Below are 20,617 nucleotides of genomic sequence, written 5' to 3' on the forward strand. Positions count from 1 at the left end.
CGTTTTTATTCGCTTACAATTACTTTAGCGTGTCGTAACGTCTTGTCCCCTATCCGATAGCCGTTCTCCAGAACCTGTAAGACTGTACCACTCTCAATAGAATCATCATCCGGTTTTTGACGAAGCATCGCATCATGAAGGTCCACATCAAATGGCACACCTGTTTCATCAATCCGCTTTACATTGTGTTTCTCCAAGACATCTTCAAACTTATTTGCGATGAGCTGAACACCATCTACATACGATGAATCAGCTTCATTTTCTTTCATAGCCTGGAGAGTTCTCACCAGATCATCATTGATGGGTAGAAATGCTTCAAGTGCAGCCTCGCGAGCAGTCTGGAAAATTTGCTCTCTTTCGCGCCGCATTCGTTTACGCATGTTTTCCATTTCGGCAGCTTTGCGAAGTTGAGAATCCTTCACCTTATTCAACTCTTCCTCGAGTTCTTGAATACGCTTTTGCTGTTCTACAATCAATTCATCGGTATCGTCAAAATCTTGTTCAGGAAGTACGCCCTCAACTTCATCCGACATTTCTTCAGTTACTTGTTCGGGTTTTTCAGCCATTTCAGTCTGTCCTTCTTCTATATTTTTTTCCGTCTCTAAACTCATTACTTGTGTCTAAAATCTTTACAGTTTCTATATATGGCGATCAAGGGAAACTTTTCCCTTGCATCCAGATCATTATTGCAGCAAATAGCATGCCACAAGATTATATCGATCAATGGTGTGACAATCTTTCGCTCAAGGCACCTCTATTCTTCGTGGAAAAACTCGATAAGATTTCCATCCGGGTCAGAAGCAAAAACAAACCGCCCCTTTTTGCGATTTGCCGGACCACTTAAGATTGTAACTTCATTATCACGTAGATAGGAAGCCATTTCATCTACTTCCTCGTCTGAGTCCAGGTAAAATCCGAAGTGATCGACCCTAAAATCTCTTGAATTCGGATCGTAGCTGGTTTCAGCTTCTACAATAACAAGCGTGTCTTCCTCTCCAATTTTATAAACAGCCATACTCTGTCCCATTTTTCGAATGAGCTCAAAGCCAAGTACTTCTCCGTAAAATTCTTCAGAGCGCTCTATTTCATTTACCCTGATCGTAATATGATTAATTCCAGATGGTTTAAAATCCATATGTTTTTCTTAAATGTTAGTTATGAATATTCCAGTAATGCTTAACCAAAATAACACATTTATTGTTTCAATTTGGAATGTCTTCTCACTTCTTCACGTAAAATATGCAATCGCTGATATTCAATGAGTTTACAAAGAGAGTGTGCTTTTCAAGAATTTGAAACACCTTCAATGTAAATATTCGCTCAGGATCTGCCTGATTAAGCCTGTTCTAAAAAAATCGGGTATTAACTATGTTGGCAAAATCTGATCCGAACGTATAAGTAACAGCAACAGAGCCTGAAAATTCAAAATCAGTGGCCAATTCTCTTCGTCGAAGCAAAATATCTTCGATTGATGTATCTCCTGCTCGTAGGGTAAGCTGATCCTGAATCATTTCCAGTCCAGATGAGATTCGGAGTGATAATCCTTCGACAAGCCTCACAGATACACTTCCAAAAAATTCAATTCTGCGCAAATCAATATCATGAAGATAGTGAGAACCAACTATGCCCCCCGCAACCGAACCCCACGGCTGTTGAATATCCACAGATCCTTGCAGCTGATGGTTTAAGAGATGTTGTTCAGTTTTTCCAAAGATCGTCCGGTCAAAATAATCATACCAGGTGTAACCAATAAGATAACGTAGTGTAACCGCACGGCGTGTTGCTACCGAATAAGGTAAAAAACTGTACTCAACTCCAGGATTTACCTCAATCCTATTTCTGGTATTCAGATCATTACGGGTTAAGTAGGTGGCAAAAAGGCCCACCGACCAGTGACGGTCGATACTCTTAATTGCATAGCTGTCAATTCCATGTCGTTCTACAGTACTGACAACATTTTTTTCACCTTCCTGCTCAATCTCAACATAATCGTAGTTAAAATAGGGTCTGAACCGAAGTTTCCAGTTATTCGTAATCCTGTCGGCAAAAATTCCCCAACGTGAATCGAACACCTTCTGGTTTGATTCCAGCTCCAGTTCAATCGATCCTACATAGGCTTCAAAGACCCAAAAATCCCATGGATCATCTTCTGGTGAAGCGGAGGTCACACCGCTTACGTCCGTATCCACTTCGTAAGTTATGGCATTAAGTAGCGGTGTTTGCGACAGGTAGGGCATTAGAGCAGAACGAATGATGTTATTCAATGAATCCCTTGTTTCACTCCAGGTTTCGTCTCGGTCTGCCGTGTAACTGAGTTCAATACTTAAATCTGCAAAGCGTTTAAGTCCAATAAATGATATTTCATATTCTGCGCCTCCTCTGCTGAGCCTAGTACGGGTCATAAACAGATGTATATTTGCCTGCTCGGGGTCTCGAACATAATTAACAAATGTAATCTCCTGGCGAATATGGGCATCGTCACAAAAAGAGCAGTCAATAAAAAGTGAGGGTAAAGAATTCAGGCTGCCAGGCGTGTTAGTGTTCTCTTCTGTAGTGCCTGATGAGGACTGAGCAAAGACAGAAATGCTAATTGTTAATAATAATGAGACCTCAAGGACAAGGATAAAGGCAAGTGCATACTTTCTGGCCAGTAAAGATATCTTCATAAGTTACTTGTCCGTTTGGAATCAAGATTAGCATATTTGTTTATCTGTTTATCAATATAAAAGTGTAACATAACGGTTTTTTCTTGTAGATTTTAGCCGCAGGATTTTGCCAGTTGTTAAAATTAGTAAACAAACCCTAATTCTTTTGTCTACCCTTTTTATTGTTGCCACTCCCATTGGAAATCTCGGAGATTTCAGCTCAAGAGCCGTAGAAATTCTTCAGCAGGTCGATCACATCGGATGCGAAGATACTCGGACATCAGGTGTTTTACTTCAGCACTATGAAATCGATAAACCAACATTTTCGTTTCATCAGCATAACGAGCATCAAAAAGTTGAGTTTTTGGTTGATCTTCTAAACCAGGAAAAAGATGTAGCTCTGATCAGTGATGCCGGAATGCCGGGTATTTCCGATCCGGGGTTTCTTGCCGTTCGTGCTGCCCATCAAAATGGTCATACCGTCTCTCCTATTCCCGGGCCGAGCGCTTTAACCGCGGCGATTGCTGCAAGTGGATTGCCAAGCGACCGATTTCTGTTTGAAGGATTTCTCCCGCAGAAAAAAGGACGCCAAACGAAAATAAAAGAGATCGCCGATGCGGAGATCACCACAGTGCTTTATGAAAGTCCGTACCGGGTCGTAAAGTTAATAAACGGATTGGCTGAATTTTGTAAAGGTTCACGGTGGGTTTGTGTAGCTCGTGAAATCACCAAAAAATTTGAAGAGATCGACCGCGGACAACTTTCTGAAATTGTGGAGCGTTGGAATGCCAAGTCAAGCATAAAAGGCGAGTTTGTAATCATTATAGCCGGAAAAGATTACGAAGAATAATCATTCAGATGAATCAACTTTCAGAAGAGTTCAATCAAAATACGAGAATTTGGGATCGTCCCTGGGTACTTTCAATAAGTGCTTCTGTACTGTTGTCTCTTTCATTTCCTCCATTTAACGCAGCTATTCTTCAAATTCCGGCATTTCTCTGTCTTTTCAGAATCGCTTCAATTTCTGAAACGAAACGTGAGGTTATTCTCTATGCTTATCCGTCATTTGTACTGTGGAACCTCCTCACTACATATTGGTTGATGATGGCGACCATAGCCGGCGGTATTGCCGCAATTTTAGCCAATGCCGCACTGATGCTGATTCCCCTTTTGCTAATACGACGCTTCCAAAACAGTAATCTGAATCCGATCCTATCGTCGTTTATAGCTGCTGCAACCTGGGTTGGATATGAGTTTCTGCATCACAATTGGGATCTCTCCTGGCCATGGCTTACACTGGGTAATGCCTGGTCTAACCTGACCGGTGTGATACAATATATCTCATACACGGGTGTGTTGGGCATTTCATTTTGGGTAGTTTTCACGTCAGCACTTTTTTATACGTATATCAAATCAAACAATCGAAAACTGCTCATTACATCCGTTTCTGTACTTTTACTCTTTCCTCTATTCTCCATGTTATCATTATTGACGATGGAATACGCAGATGAAGAAAAGATTGAGGTTACAATCGTTCAACCCAATTCCGATTCATACCAGCGATATGGAGGAGAAGCCTCGCTTGATGCCCTGCTTAATAAACTTCTTCGACTTTCGAACGAAGCCAAAACAGAGGAAACAGATGTGATTATCTGGCCGGAAAATGCTGTTGATTCTTCGTTGAGAGTTACAAGTCCCCAGTTTGATGTGATAAAAGATTCCCTGCAGGCCTGGAATACGAGCTTAATTACAGGACTTGGATTGATTGAAATTTACGAGGAGAGTGACGAAAAACCTGAAATAGTTCGTGAATCAACCGGTGGATCTTTCTATAACATCTATAATGCAGCTCTCCATCTAAAGCCGAATCAACCCACAAAAATCTATCGGAAAGGACGTTTGGTTCCAATCGTAGAGCGATTTCCGTTTGTGACCTACTTTCAGCGTCTCGATCTGTTTAAATGGGTGGACTGGGCAACACTGGCAGGATATGGATTGGGTCAGGAGCCGACCCTTTTTCCTGTAAATGAAAATCAAACGCCTGCTCTCATCTGTTATGATTCGGTTTTCCCGGGTTGGGTGAACCAATTTGCTCAAGAAGGAGCGGGATTTCTAACAATTATCACAAATGATGGATGGTGGGGTGATTCTGCCGGTCATGTTCAGCATTTTGCTTATGCACGCCTCCGGGCCATTGAACAACGCATGTGGATAGCCCGCTCAGCTAACAATGGAATATCAGGCATCATCTCTCCGGATGGAAAAGTTCAATTACAGACTGAATATTGGACTGAAGATGCATTCAGCTTCACGATTTACAACTCCAACCATCAAACATTTTACAACAAATTTGGGGACTGGCTTGGATACTTCTCCTTGATCTCATTCGTTTTAGGGTTGATTGGTGTACGGTTACGGGAATAATTCAACTGTAACGCGTTTACCAGTGAAGATCCTTCAAGTGGCGGGGATAGAGTTTTTACCACTCAATAATGTGAATAACCGAGGTGCCCACAACCCTTATAGGAACTTCGCTCCGCTGCGTACTCTTGAAGGTTGCTTGATTTGAGCCTCCTTGAAGAGTGGCGGGGATAGAGCTCTAACCGGTAAACGCGCTCAACAGTAATTTTTATTCAATACAACACAAATCTTCAAATTTACATTAGAATTGATTCTAAAATTAAACAAGAATTTTTGAAGGTGTATCAAAAGATGTAGTAATTTCTGGTTAAATTACTGGATGTTACACTTTTGTTAACCTCCCGACACGAACGGTTGATGTAAAAAATTGTTTTTAGTTGTAACTAGAGGCACGATTTTAATATTCCAACAGTTACGTGACAAAACGGATCAAATCTTTATGAAAAATAAATTGGGATTTTTACTACTTCTGCTTTTCATCTCGCTTTTTACTGGAATTCAGCAGTCCGAAGCCTACCAAGTAAAAACGGATCATGCCGAGGTAAAACTGATCTCTGAACAGTCAGCGATTGTTCCGGGAGAAACGTTTTGGATAGGAATTGAGATGGATATCCAAGAAGGTTGGTATGTCTACTACCGAAATCCCGCTGATTCCGGTATGCCACTAACTGTAGAGTGGACGCATGAGGAAGATTTCAACATTTCTGATATAAAATGGCCGTACCCCCAGTGGAAAGACGCACCCGGTGGCCTTACCAGTTATGCCTATGAAGACAGTATGCTCTACATGATGGAAGCCACGGCCCCAGAAGGTCTGGACCCGGGAGATAAAACAACCTTACAGGTTGCTGCAGATTGGTTGATATGTGAGATGGTCTGTATTCCTGAAAATGCCGATCTCGAACTTACTCTGGATGTTGCAGAGGAACCAACATTTAATGAAGAGCATCTTACGCTCTTCTCACAAATGCGTGAAAAACTTCCTGCCGATCTCGATTTCTGGGAATCTTTTGCTGAGGTGAATGGAGATACTATCACTCTGAAATTGACTACAGACGCATTTGAATTGCCTCAGTATGAAAACGTGATATACTTTTCCAACGAAAAAGGTGAAATTGAAAATGGTGCCGATCAGCCCTACACCGTTGAGAACGACACTTTGACAATGAAACTGCAAAAATCGGTGTATAAACCCGATGCAGTAAATCGTGTCTGGGGACTTGTATACAATGAAGAGGGTTGGGATGAAAGCGGCCGAACCAAAGCAATGACCGTAGATATTAATCTTGGCGGAGAGGAATCCATTGCTTCAACAGCTACTGATCCGGTCCTTTCACAGTCGTTTTTACTAATTCTCGGTTTTGCCTTCCTTGGCGGGATGATTTTGAATCTCATGCCGTGTGTTTTCCCCATTCTCTCGATTAAAGTGATGAACTTTTTGCAGGTTTCCGGGGATAATCCTAAGAAAGCGAAAATTCACGGTTGGGTATTTGGAGCCGGTGTTCTTGTTTCCTTTTTAATTCTTGCAGGATCATTACTATTGCTTCGAGCAGGTGGACAAGAACTTGGGTGGGGATTTCAATTACAATCACCACCCTTTATTGCATTTTTGACCTTCTTAATGTTCGGCCTTGGCCTAAATCTCATGGGCGTCTTTGAGATAGGAAACTCACTAATGAATGTGGCCGGTAGCGCTCAAACCGGCGAAGGATTAAAAGGATCTTTCTTTAGTGGTGTGCTCGCAACTGTACTTGCCACACCATGTACAGCTCCATTTATGGGAACCGCTCTTGGTGCAGCAATCACTATGCCCGCTTTGTCAGCATTGCTGGTATTCGCCGTTCTTGGATTCGGAATGGCCGCCCCCTACATCTTACTTTCCTCATTTCCTGCCTTAATGAAGAAGCTCCCTAAACCGGGTGCATGGATGGAAACATTCAAACAATTTATGGCTTTTCCCCTGTTCGCTACAGCAATTTGGCTAGCTTGGGTATTTGGTCAGCAGGTGGGTATTGACGGACTCACCAATCTACTGATCGGCCTGCTTCTTTTGAGTATGGGAATTTGGATTTTGAACCGATGGAAGGCAACCCAAATATCAAATGTATCCAGGATTGTAAGTCGCGCTTTTGTCATTCTTTTAGTAACGGGTGGATTTTTTATCTCCGCTTCCTCGAATACAAAACAGCAAACGTCCGGAACAACTTCCGCTCAGACAGACCAATATGGAATTGAATGGCAGTCATATACAGAAGCCAAATTGGAACAACATTTGGCTGAAAACAGAAATGTATTTCTTGATTTCACAGCTGCCTGGTGTATCACTTGCAAGGCAAATGAACGTGTGGTGTTTAGTTCTGAAGATGTTAAAGAGAAGTTCAGAGATCTCGATTTTGTGATGATGAAAGCCGATTGGACAAACCGAAACCCGGAAATTACCCGTGCACTCGAATCCTTTGGAAGAAATGGTGTTCCCCTCTACGTAATCTACAATGAAGATCTTGAGGAGCCGATGATTTTACCAGAGCTTCTCACACCCGGCATTGTAATGGACGCACTTGATGATTTACCGCAGGACAATCAATCCCTTTCAATGAAAGATTCTTAACTCCATTCGAATCTAACCTTCAACTTACAATCAACCGCTTGAATCATGAAGAAGTTAATATTACTATTTTCATTGATCTTCGCAGCTACAATGGTCGTTAATTTGACCGGTGAATCTGATGATAAAACAAAAACAGATGCAACAGTCGGTGATCAAGCTCCCTCATTTGAAGTAATGGGCGCTGATGGCGCCATCTACAACCTCTCCGATTTCGAAGGACAATATGTAATTCTTGAATGGCTAAACCACGGCTGCCCTTATATACAGAAACATTACAACGGAAATAACATGCAGCAACTGCAAGAAAAATACACAGACCAGGGCGTTGTTTGGCTTTCGGTCATCTCCTCCGCACCCGGAACACAGGGATATATGGAAGCAGAGGAGGCCCGGCAATCAATCGAAGAGCAGGGTGCTTCACCTACCACTATCCTCCTGGATCCTGAAGGAGAGATGGGGCGTGCTTATGATGCTCGTGTAACCCCACATATGTTTATCATCGATCCAAGTGGAACCGTACGGTACAACGGCGCAATTGATGACAAGCCAACTCCTGCTGCAAGTTCACTTGAAACGGCTCACAACTACATTGATGCTGCTATGAATAGTTTGTTGAACGGTGAAGAGGTCGAAACTAAAAGTACGACTCCTTATGGGTGTAGCGTAAAGTACGGGGCTTAATTTTTATTTCTCGACTCATCGGATGAGTCGAGAAGTTTTAATTTTCTTAATCCGACTACTCATCCGATGAATTTAAATGCCGTTACGGATCAATCTGTAATGGCATTTTTTTTATGGTAAACACAAGCGTTTATCCCCTACCCAGTATTTGAAATATTTTTACAGCCTACCAGCTACTCAATGTTTGTAGTTCTGGTATCCTTTCAGTTTTGGAGTGTTTATCCAATCAAAACCAGCTATGACTTTTCTAGTAACTCCGTAATAATTGTATTCCTATGCCTTTCTAAATCAAACATTTGCAAGGCGGATTTAAAATACTTTAGACTTTTTTAACCTAATTTATACTAAAATACCAAGTAAATACTAGATATATCTTTTTTCCAATTTTGAATTTTTTCTGTAAGGAAATTCTTTTTTTCGGTTCATATAAATAAGAGAGCTAATTATAACCTTAATCGCTTTAACAAAAAATATTCCAATAATCTTAATAGAGTTGAATTTATAAAAAGCAATTTACCTGTAAATAAAACTATTCATAATATTATGAGATCATATAATATATTAACATTTATTGCCTTATTTATTTTTATTCAATCATGTAATTCAGTTAATGATTCTAAAATTCAGGATGATATCGAATCCTTATTCAGGATAGTATCTTCTAAAAATATAGATCTAACTAATACTCAAGCGCAAAAATTTAATAGCTATTTAGAAAAAAGGGATGATTTAGCTTTTAAAAACCTTTAGAAGGACAACTTAAAACTAGTTGAAATGGTCTTTCCTAGATCAAAGTCACCGAATAAAAAATTCAAAATTATTGTAGCCGAACTAGATAAATTGACTCTGAATAAACTAAACGAAAAAAATTTTAACGGTGATGTAGCATTAATAAGTTATATAGTGGAGTACAACAGAGCTATACTGGAATTAAGAGAATTTGCTAGTACTACAAAACAAAACGGTAAAACAAAGATTATTGATTTAGCAAGTAATCAAGAAAATATTTTAAGAGTTTTAAATGGATATCCAGTTGAGAAGATATCATGTGAAAATAGTCAAAGTAATCTTACAATGTACAAAGAGGGATGTTTGGATTGTGGAACAGCAGAGTGTTATACAACTGCAAAAAATGCTTGCGAAGGAGATCCAGATTGTAATTTTATGTGTGATACACTTGATTTAGCTGGTGGATGGTGTACTTTATCGATTGCTACCTCCTGTTTTATTTATAATGTTTCATTATCGTTGACAGAAGACAATTCTTGAATATTCCGGATGAAATTAAATTTCAAATTCGAAATTGGTCAGTATGTTTGTTAAAAAAATATTAATTCCCTTTATGATCTTTTCAATAATTATTGGTACGCTTATTCAATATTTAGAAAACAAAACTTTTATAGAGATTATCACATGGGTTCTACCTTCAATTATTTTTGTAACATTATTGTGGTACTATACAAACAAAACTGAAAAGATAAGAGCTGAAATTAAAGATCATTTTTCATGATTTAACAGTATTGTAAAGTACGGAGCTTAATTTTTATTTCTCGACTCATCGGATGAGTCGAGAAGTTTTAATTTTCTTAATCCGACTACTCATCCGATGAATTTAAATGCCGTTACGAATCAATCTGTAATGGCATTTTTTTATTGGTATACCAAGTCTCCTAATCCGGTAAACCTTTGGGTTTCTCTTTGAATACCTTTATTAAATAGTTTAAGGTTTCCATATAATTCAAAACTCTCTCTTGCCCTTGTGATAGCCGTATAGATCAACTCCTTGGTAAGAATTTGGGTATCCTTTTGAGGAAGCAATAAATTTACGCGATCAAATTCTGAACCCTGGCTTTTATGAACAGTCAAAAAATAAGCAGGATCGAAATGACTTAATCGGTGTGGTTTGAATTTTTTAATTTCTGATCCACTCTCTACAAACACCCAAATTGAATCATCTTCATCAACAAGAGTAACTCCCATATCACCGTTAAAAATTCCGAGATTGTAATCATTCTGAGTAATCATAAATGGCCGCCCGTGGTACCAGCCCTTTTCCATTTGTACAGCACGCTCAGCAGCTAATTGCTCTTCAATCAATCGATTGAGCCGTTCTGTTCCGGTCAATCCTCTCCGAAGTACCATCAACCATATCGATTGCTTCCAAAAATCCAGCATCTCTTCCGCTGTTTGTATGCCCGAGCAAGTTTTAATTCTTTGTTTTAAATCATCCAGGATGATTTGGAGATCTTTCTTTTTATAATTGAATGGTTGAAATCTCAGATCTTTATACTCATCAAAAATGAGATCCAGATTTGCATTCTCATTATTTTGATTCTTGACGATTTCAGATAACCGTCCTATTCCACTTGACTTATCAAACCTGTAACTCTTTGTCAGATACACGATGGAATCACTAATCTCTGACTCTTCATGCTCCGGTAAATCAGATTCAAAGCCAAGCTGCTTCAGTTCCTTGAATGTCTCCGGCAAAAAACCATTCTCTACTTTCCGGCATAGGTCGGCAAAGACCGCACCTGCCTCTACCGATGCAAGCTGATCTTTATCTCCCAATAAAATCAATCTTGTATTCTCGCTTAGATGATCCACCAATCGAAACATCAGCGAGAGATCCATCATCGACGCTTCGTCAATGATAATCAGATCATGACGAAGGTTTTTCTTCTCAACCGGCGGCAAAAGTCCTCTCGATTCTGTTCCCGAAAGTAAACGGTGAACCGTCTTCGCTTCCGATGGAAAATGCCGAAGTTCTTCTTCACTCAATTTCAAATTTTCCAGTTCATCATTCAGTGCTTCACCCATCCTTCCGGCAGCCTTTCCGGTCGGTGCTGCAAGGGCGATATTCAGTCTCTCTTTTGAGAGTCTTTGGTGGAGTGCCAGGATCCGTGCGACTGTTGTGGTTTTCCCGGTTCCCGGCCCACCGGAGATGATCAAAAATGGCTTCATCAATGAAAGAGCGGCTGCAACTTTTTGCCAATTTGGTTCTTTTGAAGAATCTGGAAACAAATCATTCAAAATTTGAACTGATATATCACTTATACCAATAGTCGATTTCTTTAAACTGTTTTCTATAATCCATTGTCCTGCAATATATTCATAATACCAATACCGCCTGTATGTTAACCGATTATCCGTTAGTATGAGTGGTTTCATATCACCGTCAGATCCAACAATCTGACTCGATTTTACATCTGAAATCTTCAATTTTTCACTCGTAAACATGTTGGGATTCTCCACATCAAGTCCAAGTATTTCAACCCACTCTTTCGGACTCCGATCGAGCGGCAAACAGGTGTGACCAGCCTTAATAAATAGCGAAGTGAAGACGGCACACATTCGAATATCTTCACTCAAATCTCCATACTCTTTCTCCAAAAACCGGAGCATTTCCCGCTCGTAATTTTCAATCCAGCCGGACTCCAATCCCTTCTCAAACCAACCCTTTATGAATGATAATTGCTTACTCATCTTCTCACCTCCAGTTCATTCATCAATCGCTCCATGACCGCTGCATCAGGCTTGTGAAACCAAACCCCATTGCCCTCTCCTCTTCTCATTCCACGCACAAATAGATATGCAACTCCCCCGAAATCTTTCTCATAATTAAAGCCCCTGATTCGTGATTTCAAGTACTTCACGAGAGCCACCGTGTAGAGATGATATTGCAGATCATACGAAGCATTGTAAATCTCTTCCTTCAGCCTCTCTTGTCCGTAGTCTTCAAGTGTATCTCCAAGATAATTCGACTTGTAATCCACAATAAAATATTTTCCATTTTGCCGCACGATCAGATCAATAAACCCGGTAAGAAAACTTTGCAAATCATTTTTTGAAGCGTGCTGTACGCCTCCCTCCGATCGAATAATCTTTAATATATTCTCCAACGATGACTGTTGAGCCTTGAAGTGAAATTCCATCTCCCGAAGTTGTTCATCTTCTTTTACTTCACCCAGGTTCAAACCCGGAATTTCCGCTGACACTACGTTCCGAATCATATTCTGTGTCACGTTCTTCCACTTTTGATCGATCTGATATTGATCTAAAACCTTTTCAATGATCAAATCATGATCATCATGAAGAGCCGTATCAAACCGAAATTTCTTGTCCTCAAACAGCTTGTGAATAGCCGTTCCCGCTGTCGCTCCACGTGGGAATGTGAAGATATTTAAATCGCGAATGTCCTTTTTTTCTTTGTTGATAGCAGTAAAATAGGATTCCATTACTTGATCATAATCCGGTTCACCGGACTCTGCATTATGACTTGTCAACGATGAAAAACTCTCAACCCGCCGCTGAACGTCCAATGCCTTGCGGCCTTTGTAGCCACTCACTTGCAACTGCTCAGAGCTCTCTTTAAACGGTTGAGGTGAACCCTGCCCGATCTCATTCTCTTCTTTGATACTTAACTCAATAGACCCATCTGATTTCTGCTCTAACTCTTTAAATAGATTTAAAATAGTATCATCCGTAAAACCTGTATTAGACTTTAATTTTGTTGAGTTTTTGATAATCTCAGGTAGATATTCAGAACCTATCAGAGAGGATGCCAACCCGGATCGCAATGAAGCATCGTGATTTGCCCAGGGAATCACGCAAAGATATTTTGCACGTGTAACTGCTACATAATACTTTCGAATCTCCTCAGCCGTATTCTCAAGGTTACTTTGATACTTGGCAAGATCCCTCTTCTCTCCGTTTTGCTGATCACAGAGAATCACAGGGTCATTTTTTTCATTGTGATATTCGATCAAAAGATCTTTGTTATTTCCGCCCAGCACTCCCCATAACGTTGGGCAGAACACAACCGGAAATTCTAATCCCTTGCTGTTATGAATCGTACTGATCTTCACCAGGTTTTGATCACTTTCCAGCAATAGGGTTTTCTCATCGTCTTTATCCGGATCAACCATCTCATCCACGAACCAACTGTGCAGGGAGTTAGGGTCAAGCTTCCCCTCCTTTTCCGCTTTTGCACAGATATCCGCCAGTTGATACAAGTTTGTAAGCAATCTCTCCGAATTTGAAAATTGAGCCAATTTTGCAATTCTCTCCCCGGTAAACAGGAGTTTTCTGAACATCGGATAAAACCCGTCTCGCAACCAAACCTCCGCCAAATCCTGCAGGTCCTCAATCAGCTCCTGCCGTTCCTCACCCTCTGTTGACAATTCATAAATATAATTCAAATTCTGTCCCCAAAATCCCGATATTAGCGCATCATTGACCGCTATACGATTGTAAGGATCCAGAATGGCAGCCATCACTGACTCCAGCCTTTTTGCCTCCGGAGATTCAAATACCTTCTCCCGAGAATAGGTTACAGAATCAATTCCCAGCTTTTTTAAACGCTGTTTGATCTCTTCAGCTTCCCTGTGACTGGATACCAACACTGCGATATCCCCGGCCTCTAATTTTCGGCCTTTGATTAAAACCTCCCCATTTTCCGCTTCTTGTACCAATTTTGAGATCTCACCTGCAGTATGAGAAAAGGCAAATTTCCTCGAGTCATTTTTGTTCGAATCAATTCCGGGTTTGGTTATAAATCGGATTCCGCTTGCCCGATTACCATGTATCAAAAAATCATCCTCCAGATCAGGAAGGCCCGCGTCTACGTCTCTGTATCCAATCTCATTATCAATAAAGGGATGGTCAGAAATTCCAAATAATGTATTAACGGCATTGTTGAAGCTCGGCGTACTTCTGAAGTTTTTATGCAATGTGTACTGCTGCACTGAAGACTCGTCTCTTGCTTTGATGTAGGTGTAAACGTCAGCTCCCCGAAACGCGTAAATGGCTTGCTTTGGGTCACCAATCATCACAAGCGATGAGTCCGTTTTTTGTGATTGATAGATCGATTTCAGAATGGAATATTGAATAGGATCGGTGTCCTGAAATTCATCCACCAGTGCAAACGGGTATTTTTTGTTTAAAATCTTACCAAGTTTCTCACCATTATCGAGATGAGTTAAAGCTCTTTCAACTCTGTTTAGGAGATCGTCATAAGTAATTGCATTGGAGTTAATTGATAGTTTTTTCCTGATGTTTTTAATTCCTTTGATTGCTTCCTGAATCAGGGTCGTTTTTATCTTGTCGATGTTTTGAATTAATTCATAATATTCATCACAGAGATCGAAAAAATCATGGTTTGGTAGTTTTGTTGCATTCTTATTCAAGTTTTGCGGATCATAAACATTTCGGGAAATAAATTTCTCTAAGTATTTAAAAGAATCCGTCGAGTATTCATTATCAAAAAGAAAATTCTCTAAACCAGCTACAAATTTTGCAACTCCTTTTTCTGTGTACCCTCCCAAACCTGAATCAATCATTTCTGATTTTACATTGTGGCATTCTCTATTCCAGAGTGCTGCCATCTCTTCACGCTTAGAAAATACTCTACTCATGTATCCAGTCGGGTCACTCATCCCCTCTCCTTCCAAATCTGCATAAGGTTTGCTAAAGACCAGGCTCAGTTGATCTCTCAGTTTTTTGGGTGAATCGGCAATATCCAAAAGCTTGGATATATAATACCGGCCTGCTTCCGAATCGCTGTAACTATTCATAAAATTTCGCCAAAAATCTTCCGTGGCTTGTTGTAAGAGCTCATCCTGCTGATTGATCTCAAACTCGAACGGTGTTTGGGCGATCAATGCTTCTTCTTTCAGAACTTTCTGGCAAAATCCATGAATGGTATAAACCTGGCTGTCATCAAAATTTTGAATAGCATTTTTTAGGATTTGTATGGCTTCAACAGGGTTGGAGATCTTTTTCATCAACTCATTAACAAAATCATCCGATGATTCCTCGTTTGTCTGCAGCTTGAGAAGGCAAGATTTCAATCGTTTGAAGATTCTTTCCTTCAATTCTGAGGTTGCTTTATTGGTAAACGTCATTACCAAAACCTGATCGACTTCCAGCTTCTTCTCGATCAATAATCGCACATAGAGAGCTGTAAGAGTGTAGGTTTTTCCCGTCCCTGCACTCGCTTCAATCAGGATTCTGGGGCTCCACTCTAGATCATACATCGAATCAATTGACTTCATCTATGCATCCTCCATATGATCTGTCATTCGGCTTATGACTTCTCTAAAGCGCTCTGTTAAAAATTCATTTCTAAAGGAGACCTCAGATCCCAAAAGAGCCCGGATAAATCGATCTTCTCTTTCGCCCCTGTGCCAACCGCCTTCAAAAACGGATGCTGCTTTTGCATATGCATCATCTTTTTCATCTCTCTGCCGTTTCTCGTATGTATAAAGCGATTTTGGAAAGAAAGGCTGTGGCTTTGCTAATCCTTCCCGATAAAGATCGATTAGTTCACTTAGTATTCGTTCAGGATCTTCAACGGGTTTAAAGACCTGTTGTTTTGGCTCTCCCTTTTTTAAATCACAAAAAAGTATCGAACTCTTTTCCTTGAACTCGCTGCTTAATTGAACACAAAGATGAGGAATCCAACTTCTGATCGCAGTTTTCCCGGAAAGCCCGGACGGATTCACATCAACAAAGCGGCTCTTTGAATAACTGATGATACTGCCATCAATTTCTTCATCACCTACGCCTACAGAAATATTAATCGGGACCTCTTCAGGGTTCAGATCCACCGCTTTCATCTCTGAAATTGCAATTTGTGCCTTCTTTCTTAGATCGAGAACCTCTCGCTGTCCGCCCCAACCGATTGGCACACTCCCGGTATCAACCAGGTATTTATGGATATGCTGATCCGACAGGCCGTTCAACACCCATCCAAAAATACGCTGAAAATAGAGGTGATACTCCAGGCTATCTAGATTAAACTCATCTTTTTCCCGCTCCGGCTCACGAAGCGAGACTTCAAATCGCTTTTGCAAAAACCACTGGATTGGGTTGGTATAAAAACGAACGAGGTCATCAAGTTGAATCGGTTCATCTGATTTCTCCAATGAAATGGGCTGATCCAATATCAATCCGGGAATCGCGTTTTCATCATCCTGCATGTTCTTTGCAGTTTGTAAATAGACTCCGGAGTAGTTCTTATTTGATTCGAAACTGCTTCTCGAAAATCCGGAAAGTGCTTCTTTTTTGATGATTGATTTAGATTCAACACCGGCTACCCCTGATAGAATATCCACCCACTCACTGACGATAGATGACGGGGGAATCTTTTCATTATCCACCGGGCTTTGGCCAATATAGCTGCAATAATGAATATCACCCGCCGCCATGATCGACTCAAGAAACAGGTTTCGATCTTCATTCTTCCGATTTCTCTCCCCCGGCAAAGGATTTTGCGCCATCAAATCAAAGTCGGGAGTGGTCTGCTTTCTGGGAAATGTAGATTCATTTAACCCGATCAGCGCAATCACTTTAAACGGAATACTTCGAACAGGAACCATTGAGCTGAAGGTTACACCCCTTGAAAAAAGAGCCCCGGATGCTTTCTGCTGATCCATCATAGAATTCAATTCACTTCTGAAGATTGAATAGGGTACGGGTTTTTCGCATTCTGCTACAGATGCCTGCTCACGAATTTGATCAATTAACCTGATAACACGCTGCGATTCCATACTTTGCAATGAATGAACATCGAAGAGAAGCTCCATCTTTGAAATCAACCACGAGCACCATTCTCTGGATGTTCGCTTACGCTTCTGTTCCCTCCTCATCTCATCCAAGGTGTTCAGATAACCGGAGAACGCTGCCCAAATTTCTTGATCGTTCGTTGTTCTAATGGATCGGAATAGTAGCGTGTCGTGATGGAACTCACCCTGTTTGCCACCCAATAAGTTTCCAAACCAACCCCGTCGGACCGCTGAATTCCAGGTTTGCAGTTCCACTTCGGGTTGATCGAACTCCTTTCTATGATTTGCATCTATTCCCCAGACCACGTGATTCTCTTCAATCCATCGTTTTAGTTTATGACAGTCTGATTCTGAAATTCCAAACGATTGATACACCGGCTTCATCATCAAGAGGTCAATGACATCCGAAAACTCGAAACGTGAATCAACCATATTCAAAAGCCGAATCAATGTACGTTCAATCCCAGTTTCAGAATTTCTGTGAGAATAACCGGCGTGATATGGAATATTCGGCAGATCGTCATCCGATTGGTCGAACACCGCTTTAATATAAGGACGATACGAATCCAGGTCGGAAGTAGCTACTAAGATGTCATCAGGCTGGAGCGAATCATCCTCCTCAAACTTCTCCAGCAGGAATTGATGCAGTACCTCAATTTCCCGCAGCTGACTGTGACATGATTTTATTTCGATCCCCTCAAGTTTTCCATTTTTAGTAGAAATTTTTGTAACAGAATTACCTTCAAGAATAGATGATTGTATCGCCCCAAATGCGTGATCTTTTGAGATTTCACTGTGTAAATTAATTACCTCATCTGCATCTAAAAAACTTATGACTTCATCAACTCTTTCTGATTCTCTCCCAAACACTTGAATAAGTTCATTTAAATTTTCTTCAGACTGTTTTGATACATTAATTTGATATAGAAACAGATCAGATTTCTCTCCAATTTTCTTCAGCATTTTAATGATGGGTAATGGCATCAGTCCCGGATTTAGAAGATAGAGAGAATCATCTGTCTCAAGGCTTTGATCGGATAGTTTTGTCATCACTTCTTGATAAAGCTCGGCACGGTTTTTTCTTTTTTCATTACCAAGATTTTTCCACCGTGTATTCAACAACCTCCAGAGATCGGCTTGCCAGTTCTCATCCCCTTTACCGCTTTTTCCTTGCTGCCACTGTATTATCATGTCGGGTCGATAGACCAGGTATTCATCAAACACAGAAGCGATCTGACCGGCCATTTGATACACCGCCTGCACTCTTCTCTCCTCCGGTTGATTCCTCACGTACAGATCCAATTGTCCAAACTTTTTTCTCTGATCCGGGTCACTTAACAACTCAAATAAAGACCATTTCATCGGTTGTAAATCCGACGGTAAAATCTCCGGCAGATCAGGATAGATTTTTCGAATCTGCCTCCAAAGCCACTCAGCAGGCAGCAAACATTCCAAGTTAGCTGCGATCTTATTTTTTTCAGCTGCGAACAACTTGAACCATCTCGCTGTATCCAGGTTGGGCACAATAATCTGTTGTGAAGCGAACGGATCATTTGGTGCCGTTTCGGCCAGCTTTTCTGCCAGTACCCCGGAAAGAGTATGTAAATTATGGCTCTTTGTTAGATGAATCATACAATTCTTTTTCAGATGATACAGATTTTGACCTCAATCCAAAAATAGCGAGGATCTGTGACAATTGATGTCACCCCTCTTTTTATGATGGACTTCTTATTTCACTTAATTATTTCAACTGCGTGTTCAAATTCAATATCTTTAGATATTAAACAGATATAACCTTTTCTCTCATTATTTAACCTGAACTGAATTAAGATCAATAAAGAATTGCTTCTCACCGTAGTAATCGTCACCAAAAACCCAGGGTCGGACATCTTCGCAACTCTTGCCAGTGTTCTTCCATTAGATGACGAATCGGTAGAAATTTTGATTAAAGACAACAGTGATGATACCTCAATTGAGGAGATTAACGGATCTTTTCAATTTACAAATTTCAGGTACGTACACTCCCCGGACGACGGTATTTATGATGCAATGAACCAAGCTATTAACCTGGCAAACGGTGAGTACATCTATTTTTTGAACGCCGGTGACACTTATATTGATTGTGATCTGCTGAATATTTTAAAAAATGATCAAACTGAAGCAGATTTTTTTTACGGCAACATCGTCAATCTTTATCCATTTGCTCGCCAGATATCTTACTCAAAATATATCAATAAGTATACTGTATATCTTCGGCGGGTGTGTCACCAGGCAATTGTAGTAAAGAAAGATCTATTTGATCAACTGGGGTTGTTTGATACCAACCTGAGCGTAAACGCGGACTACCTGTTTATTCTCAGGCTTTTTGATCAGTTTAAAGGCAAATCTATCCAAAAACTCATCTGTATCTATAAGGGCGGTGGATTTTCGTATGATTATGAACTCACTTCAAAAGAAATAGCATATTTAAGGAAAGAGCTCAGGAAATTCTTTAATCCAATTGAACTGAAACTTCTTTCTGTTGGAAAGATTCTATTTTCATGGATGGTATCCATTAAAAATTTTAATAAGCCAACATGAAGTTACTTTTCATACTTCCAGCTTTATCCGATTCATATACCCGGAAACGGGTCACAATGATCAATAAATTGGATGTAAAATGTACAGTTTTAGGATTTGAAAGGGAGCATTACGAGGCGAGTCCCTGGGATCTAGATACAACTTCATTAGGTCGTTTAACACATGCCAGGCTTTTAAAAAGAATCCCTGTGATGATCCGATCCATATTTAAAATTCGAAAAGAAGTTAAATCACATGATGTTCTTTACTGCTTTAATCTTGACATTCTTTTCATCGGCTGGTTGAGCACAATCTTTAAGCGGAAGAATATAAAAATTGTTTATGATTTGGCGGATATCCATAAGGTTCTTGGCGGGCAAGGGTTTTTACCCTCTCTCTTTCGCACTATTGAACGATTTTTATTAGAAAGAACGGATCTTGTGGTCGTGGCCTCCCCCGCTTACATCGAAGGATATTTTCGAAAAGTACAAAACGCCTCTAATATATTTTTCCCGATTGAAAATAAGATGCTTCCGGTCGATAAATCCCCAAGCATCGAAAAAAAGTCGTTTGATTCGCCGAAAAGTGGAGTTTTAAGGATTGGTTATTTTGGGATGATCCGCTGTGAATCATCTTTAAAATTTTTACTTCACCTTTTGGAAAAAAATAAAGATGATTTTGAACTGCATCTTGCCGGTATTTTTCTGCTAACAGAGTCGTACAAACCCCATTTTGAAGCATTAGAAAACGTCAGCTACAGCGGACCTTTTGTTTACCCGGATGATCTGCCGGAATTGTATAATAAAGTTGATATTATTTGGGCGGCTCACATCCATGGCGAAACAAATACAAAATGGGCAATCTCTAATCGATTTTATCAGGGATGTTTTTATAAACGGCCGCTTATCACCCAAAAACAGACCCAGGATTCGAAACGAGTTGAATCTTATAATATCGGTACAACTCTAAACCTCAATGATTTTGATGAATCCGAACAGATCCTAAAATCCATCAACAAAGAGAAAATGGATACCTGGATTGAGAATATGAGGCGTCTGCCCAAAGAAGTTCACACCTATACTGATGAACACACAAAACTACTTGAAATGATAAAATCACTCCATAAATAAATTATG

13 protein-coding genes are annotated in these 20,617 nt (G+C 40.3%); 7 read left to right on the forward strand and 6 right to left on the reverse strand.

What is annotated here, in order from left to right; genetic code table 11:
• Positions 1–5: 5 nt before the first annotated feature.
• The 3 genes from L6773_RS06280 to L6773_RS06290 all read right to left on the reverse strand — a co-directional run bounded on the left by L6773_RS06280 (position 6) and on the right by L6773_RS06290 (position 2,666).
• Positions 6–611, reverse strand: a complete 606-nt coding sequence (locus L6773_RS06280; RefSeq protein WP_237853014.1) for a nucleotide exchange factor GrpE — start codon at positions 609–611, stop codon at positions 6–8.
• 143 nt (positions 612–754) lie between these two features.
• Complete coding sequence (locus L6773_RS06285; RefSeq protein ID WP_237853015.1) at positions 755–1,135, reverse strand: VOC family protein; 381 nt, start codon at positions 1,133–1,135, stop codon at positions 755–757.
• Between the two features lie 211 nt (positions 1,136–1,346).
• Positions 1,347–2,666: a hypothetical protein gene (locus L6773_RS06290; protein WP_237853016.1), complete on the reverse strand. Its 1,320-nt coding sequence runs from the start codon at positions 2,664–2,666 to the stop codon at positions 1,347–1,349.
• Between the two features lie 145 nt (positions 2,667–2,811).
• Between L6773_RS06290 and rsmI the strand changes: the two genes are divergently transcribed.
• The 5 genes from rsmI to L6773_RS06315 all read left to right on the forward strand — a co-directional run bounded on the left by rsmI (position 2,812) and on the right by L6773_RS06315 (position 9,624).
• Positions 2,812–3,495 (forward strand): 16S rRNA (cytidine(1402)-2'-O)-methyltransferase, encoded by a 684-nt coding sequence (gene rsmI / locus L6773_RS06295; RefSeq protein ID WP_237853017.1) that lies wholly within the window; start codon positions 2,812–2,814, stop codon positions 3,493–3,495.
• 8 nt (positions 3,496–3,503) lie between these two features.
• A complete protein-coding gene (gene lnt, locus L6773_RS06300; protein WP_237853018.1) occupies positions 3,504–5,069 on the forward strand; it encodes an apolipoprotein N-acyltransferase in 1,566 nt (521 codons plus the stop codon).
• 436 nt (positions 5,070–5,505) lie between these two features.
• Entirely contained in the window at positions 5,506–7,674 is a 2,169-nt protein-coding gene (locus L6773_RS06305) for a protein-disulfide reductase DsbD family protein (protein WP_237853019.1), read from the forward strand.
• Between the two features lie 45 nt (positions 7,675–7,719).
• Complete coding sequence (locus tag L6773_RS06310) at positions 7,720–8,355, forward strand: thioredoxin family protein (protein ID WP_237853020.1); 636 nt, start codon at positions 7,720–7,722, stop codon at positions 8,353–8,355.
• Between the two features lie 774 nt (positions 8,356–9,129).
• Positions 9,130–9,624 (forward strand): hypothetical protein, encoded by a 495-nt coding sequence (locus L6773_RS06315; RefSeq protein ID WP_237853021.1) that lies wholly within the window; start codon positions 9,130–9,132, stop codon positions 9,622–9,624.
• Between the two features lie 381 nt (positions 9,625–10,005).
• On the opposite strand, the gene recD is transcribed toward L6773_RS06315, so the two are convergent.
• Genes recD through L6773_RS06330 form a run of 3 tightly spaced genes read right to left on the reverse strand, consistent with a single transcriptional unit; the run spans position 10,006 to position 18,554 of the window.
• Positions 10,006–11,841, reverse strand: coding sequence for an exodeoxyribonuclease V subunit alpha (recD, locus tag L6773_RS06320; RefSeq protein ID WP_237853022.1), 1,836 nt, complete (start codon positions 11,839–11,841; stop codon positions 10,006–10,008).
• A complete protein-coding gene (gene recB, locus L6773_RS06325) occupies positions 11,838–15,410 on the reverse strand; it encodes an exodeoxyribonuclease V subunit beta (protein WP_237853023.1) in 3,573 nt (1,190 codons plus the stop codon). Before recB ends, recD begins: the two co-directional genes overlap by 4 nt.
• The gene (locus tag L6773_RS06330) at positions 15,411–18,554 is read right to left on the reverse strand and encodes an exodeoxyribonuclease V subunit gamma (RefSeq protein WP_237853024.1); all 3,144 of its coding nucleotides are present in this window, start codon (positions 18,552–18,554) and stop codon (positions 15,411–15,413) included.
• Between the two features lie 210 nt (positions 18,555–18,764).
• Between L6773_RS06330 and L6773_RS06335 the strand changes: the two genes are divergently transcribed.
• The gene (locus L6773_RS06335; protein WP_237853025.1) at positions 18,765–19,502 is read left to right on the forward strand and encodes a glycosyltransferase; all 738 of its coding nucleotides are present in this window, start codon (positions 18,765–18,767) and stop codon (positions 19,500–19,502) included.
• 56 nt (positions 19,503–19,558) lie between these two features.
• Complete coding sequence (locus L6773_RS06340) at positions 19,559–20,611, forward strand: glycosyltransferase family protein (protein WP_237853026.1); 1,053 nt, start codon at positions 19,559–19,561, stop codon at positions 20,609–20,611.
• Positions 20,612–20,617 lie beyond the last annotated feature (6 nt).

Origin of the sequence: Rhodohalobacter sulfatireducens (assembly GCF_022012475.1) — a bacterium.
Classification (GTDB): Bacteria; Bacteroidota; Rhodothermia; order Balneolales; family Balneolaceae; genus Rhodohalobacter; species Rhodohalobacter sulfatireducens.

Coding starts and splice junctions, on each gene's coding strand:
- L6773_RS06280 (WP_237853014.1), bottom strand. CDS start 611: ATGAGTTTAGAGACGGAAAAAAATATAGAAGAAGGACAGACTGAAATG.
- L6773_RS06285 (WP_237853015.1), bottom strand. CDS start 1,135: ATGGATTTTAAACCATCTGGAATTAATCATATTACGATCAGGGTAAAT.
- L6773_RS06290 (WP_237853016.1), bottom strand. CDS start 2,666: ATGAAGATATCTTTACTGGCCAGAAAGTATGCACTTGCCTTTATCCTT.
- lnt (WP_237853018.1), top strand. CDS start 3,504: ATGAATCAACTTTCAGAAGAGTTCAATCAAAATACGAGAATTTGGGAT.
- L6773_RS06305 (WP_237853019.1), top strand. CDS start 5,506: ATGAAAAATAAATTGGGATTTTTACTACTTCTGCTTTTCATCTCGCTT.
- L6773_RS06310 (WP_237853020.1), top strand. CDS start 7,720: ATGAAGAAGTTAATATTACTATTTTCATTGATCTTCGCAGCTACAATG.
- L6773_RS06315 (WP_237853021.1), top strand. CDS start 9,130: ATGGTCTTTCCTAGATCAAAGTCACCGAATAAAAAATTCAAAATTATT.
- recD (WP_237853022.1), bottom strand. CDS start 11,841: ATGAGTAAGCAATTATCATTCATAAAGGGTTGGTTTGAGAAGGGATTG.
- recB (WP_237853023.1), bottom strand. CDS start 15,410: ATGAAGTCAATTGATTCGATGTATGATCTAGAGTGGAGCCCCAGAATC.
- L6773_RS06330 (WP_237853024.1), bottom strand. CDS start 18,554: ATGATTCATCTAACAAAGAGCCATAATTTACATACTCTTTCCGGGGTA.
- L6773_RS06340 (WP_237853026.1), top strand. CDS start 19,559: ATGATCAATAAATTGGATGTAAAATGTACAGTTTTAGGATTTGAAAGG.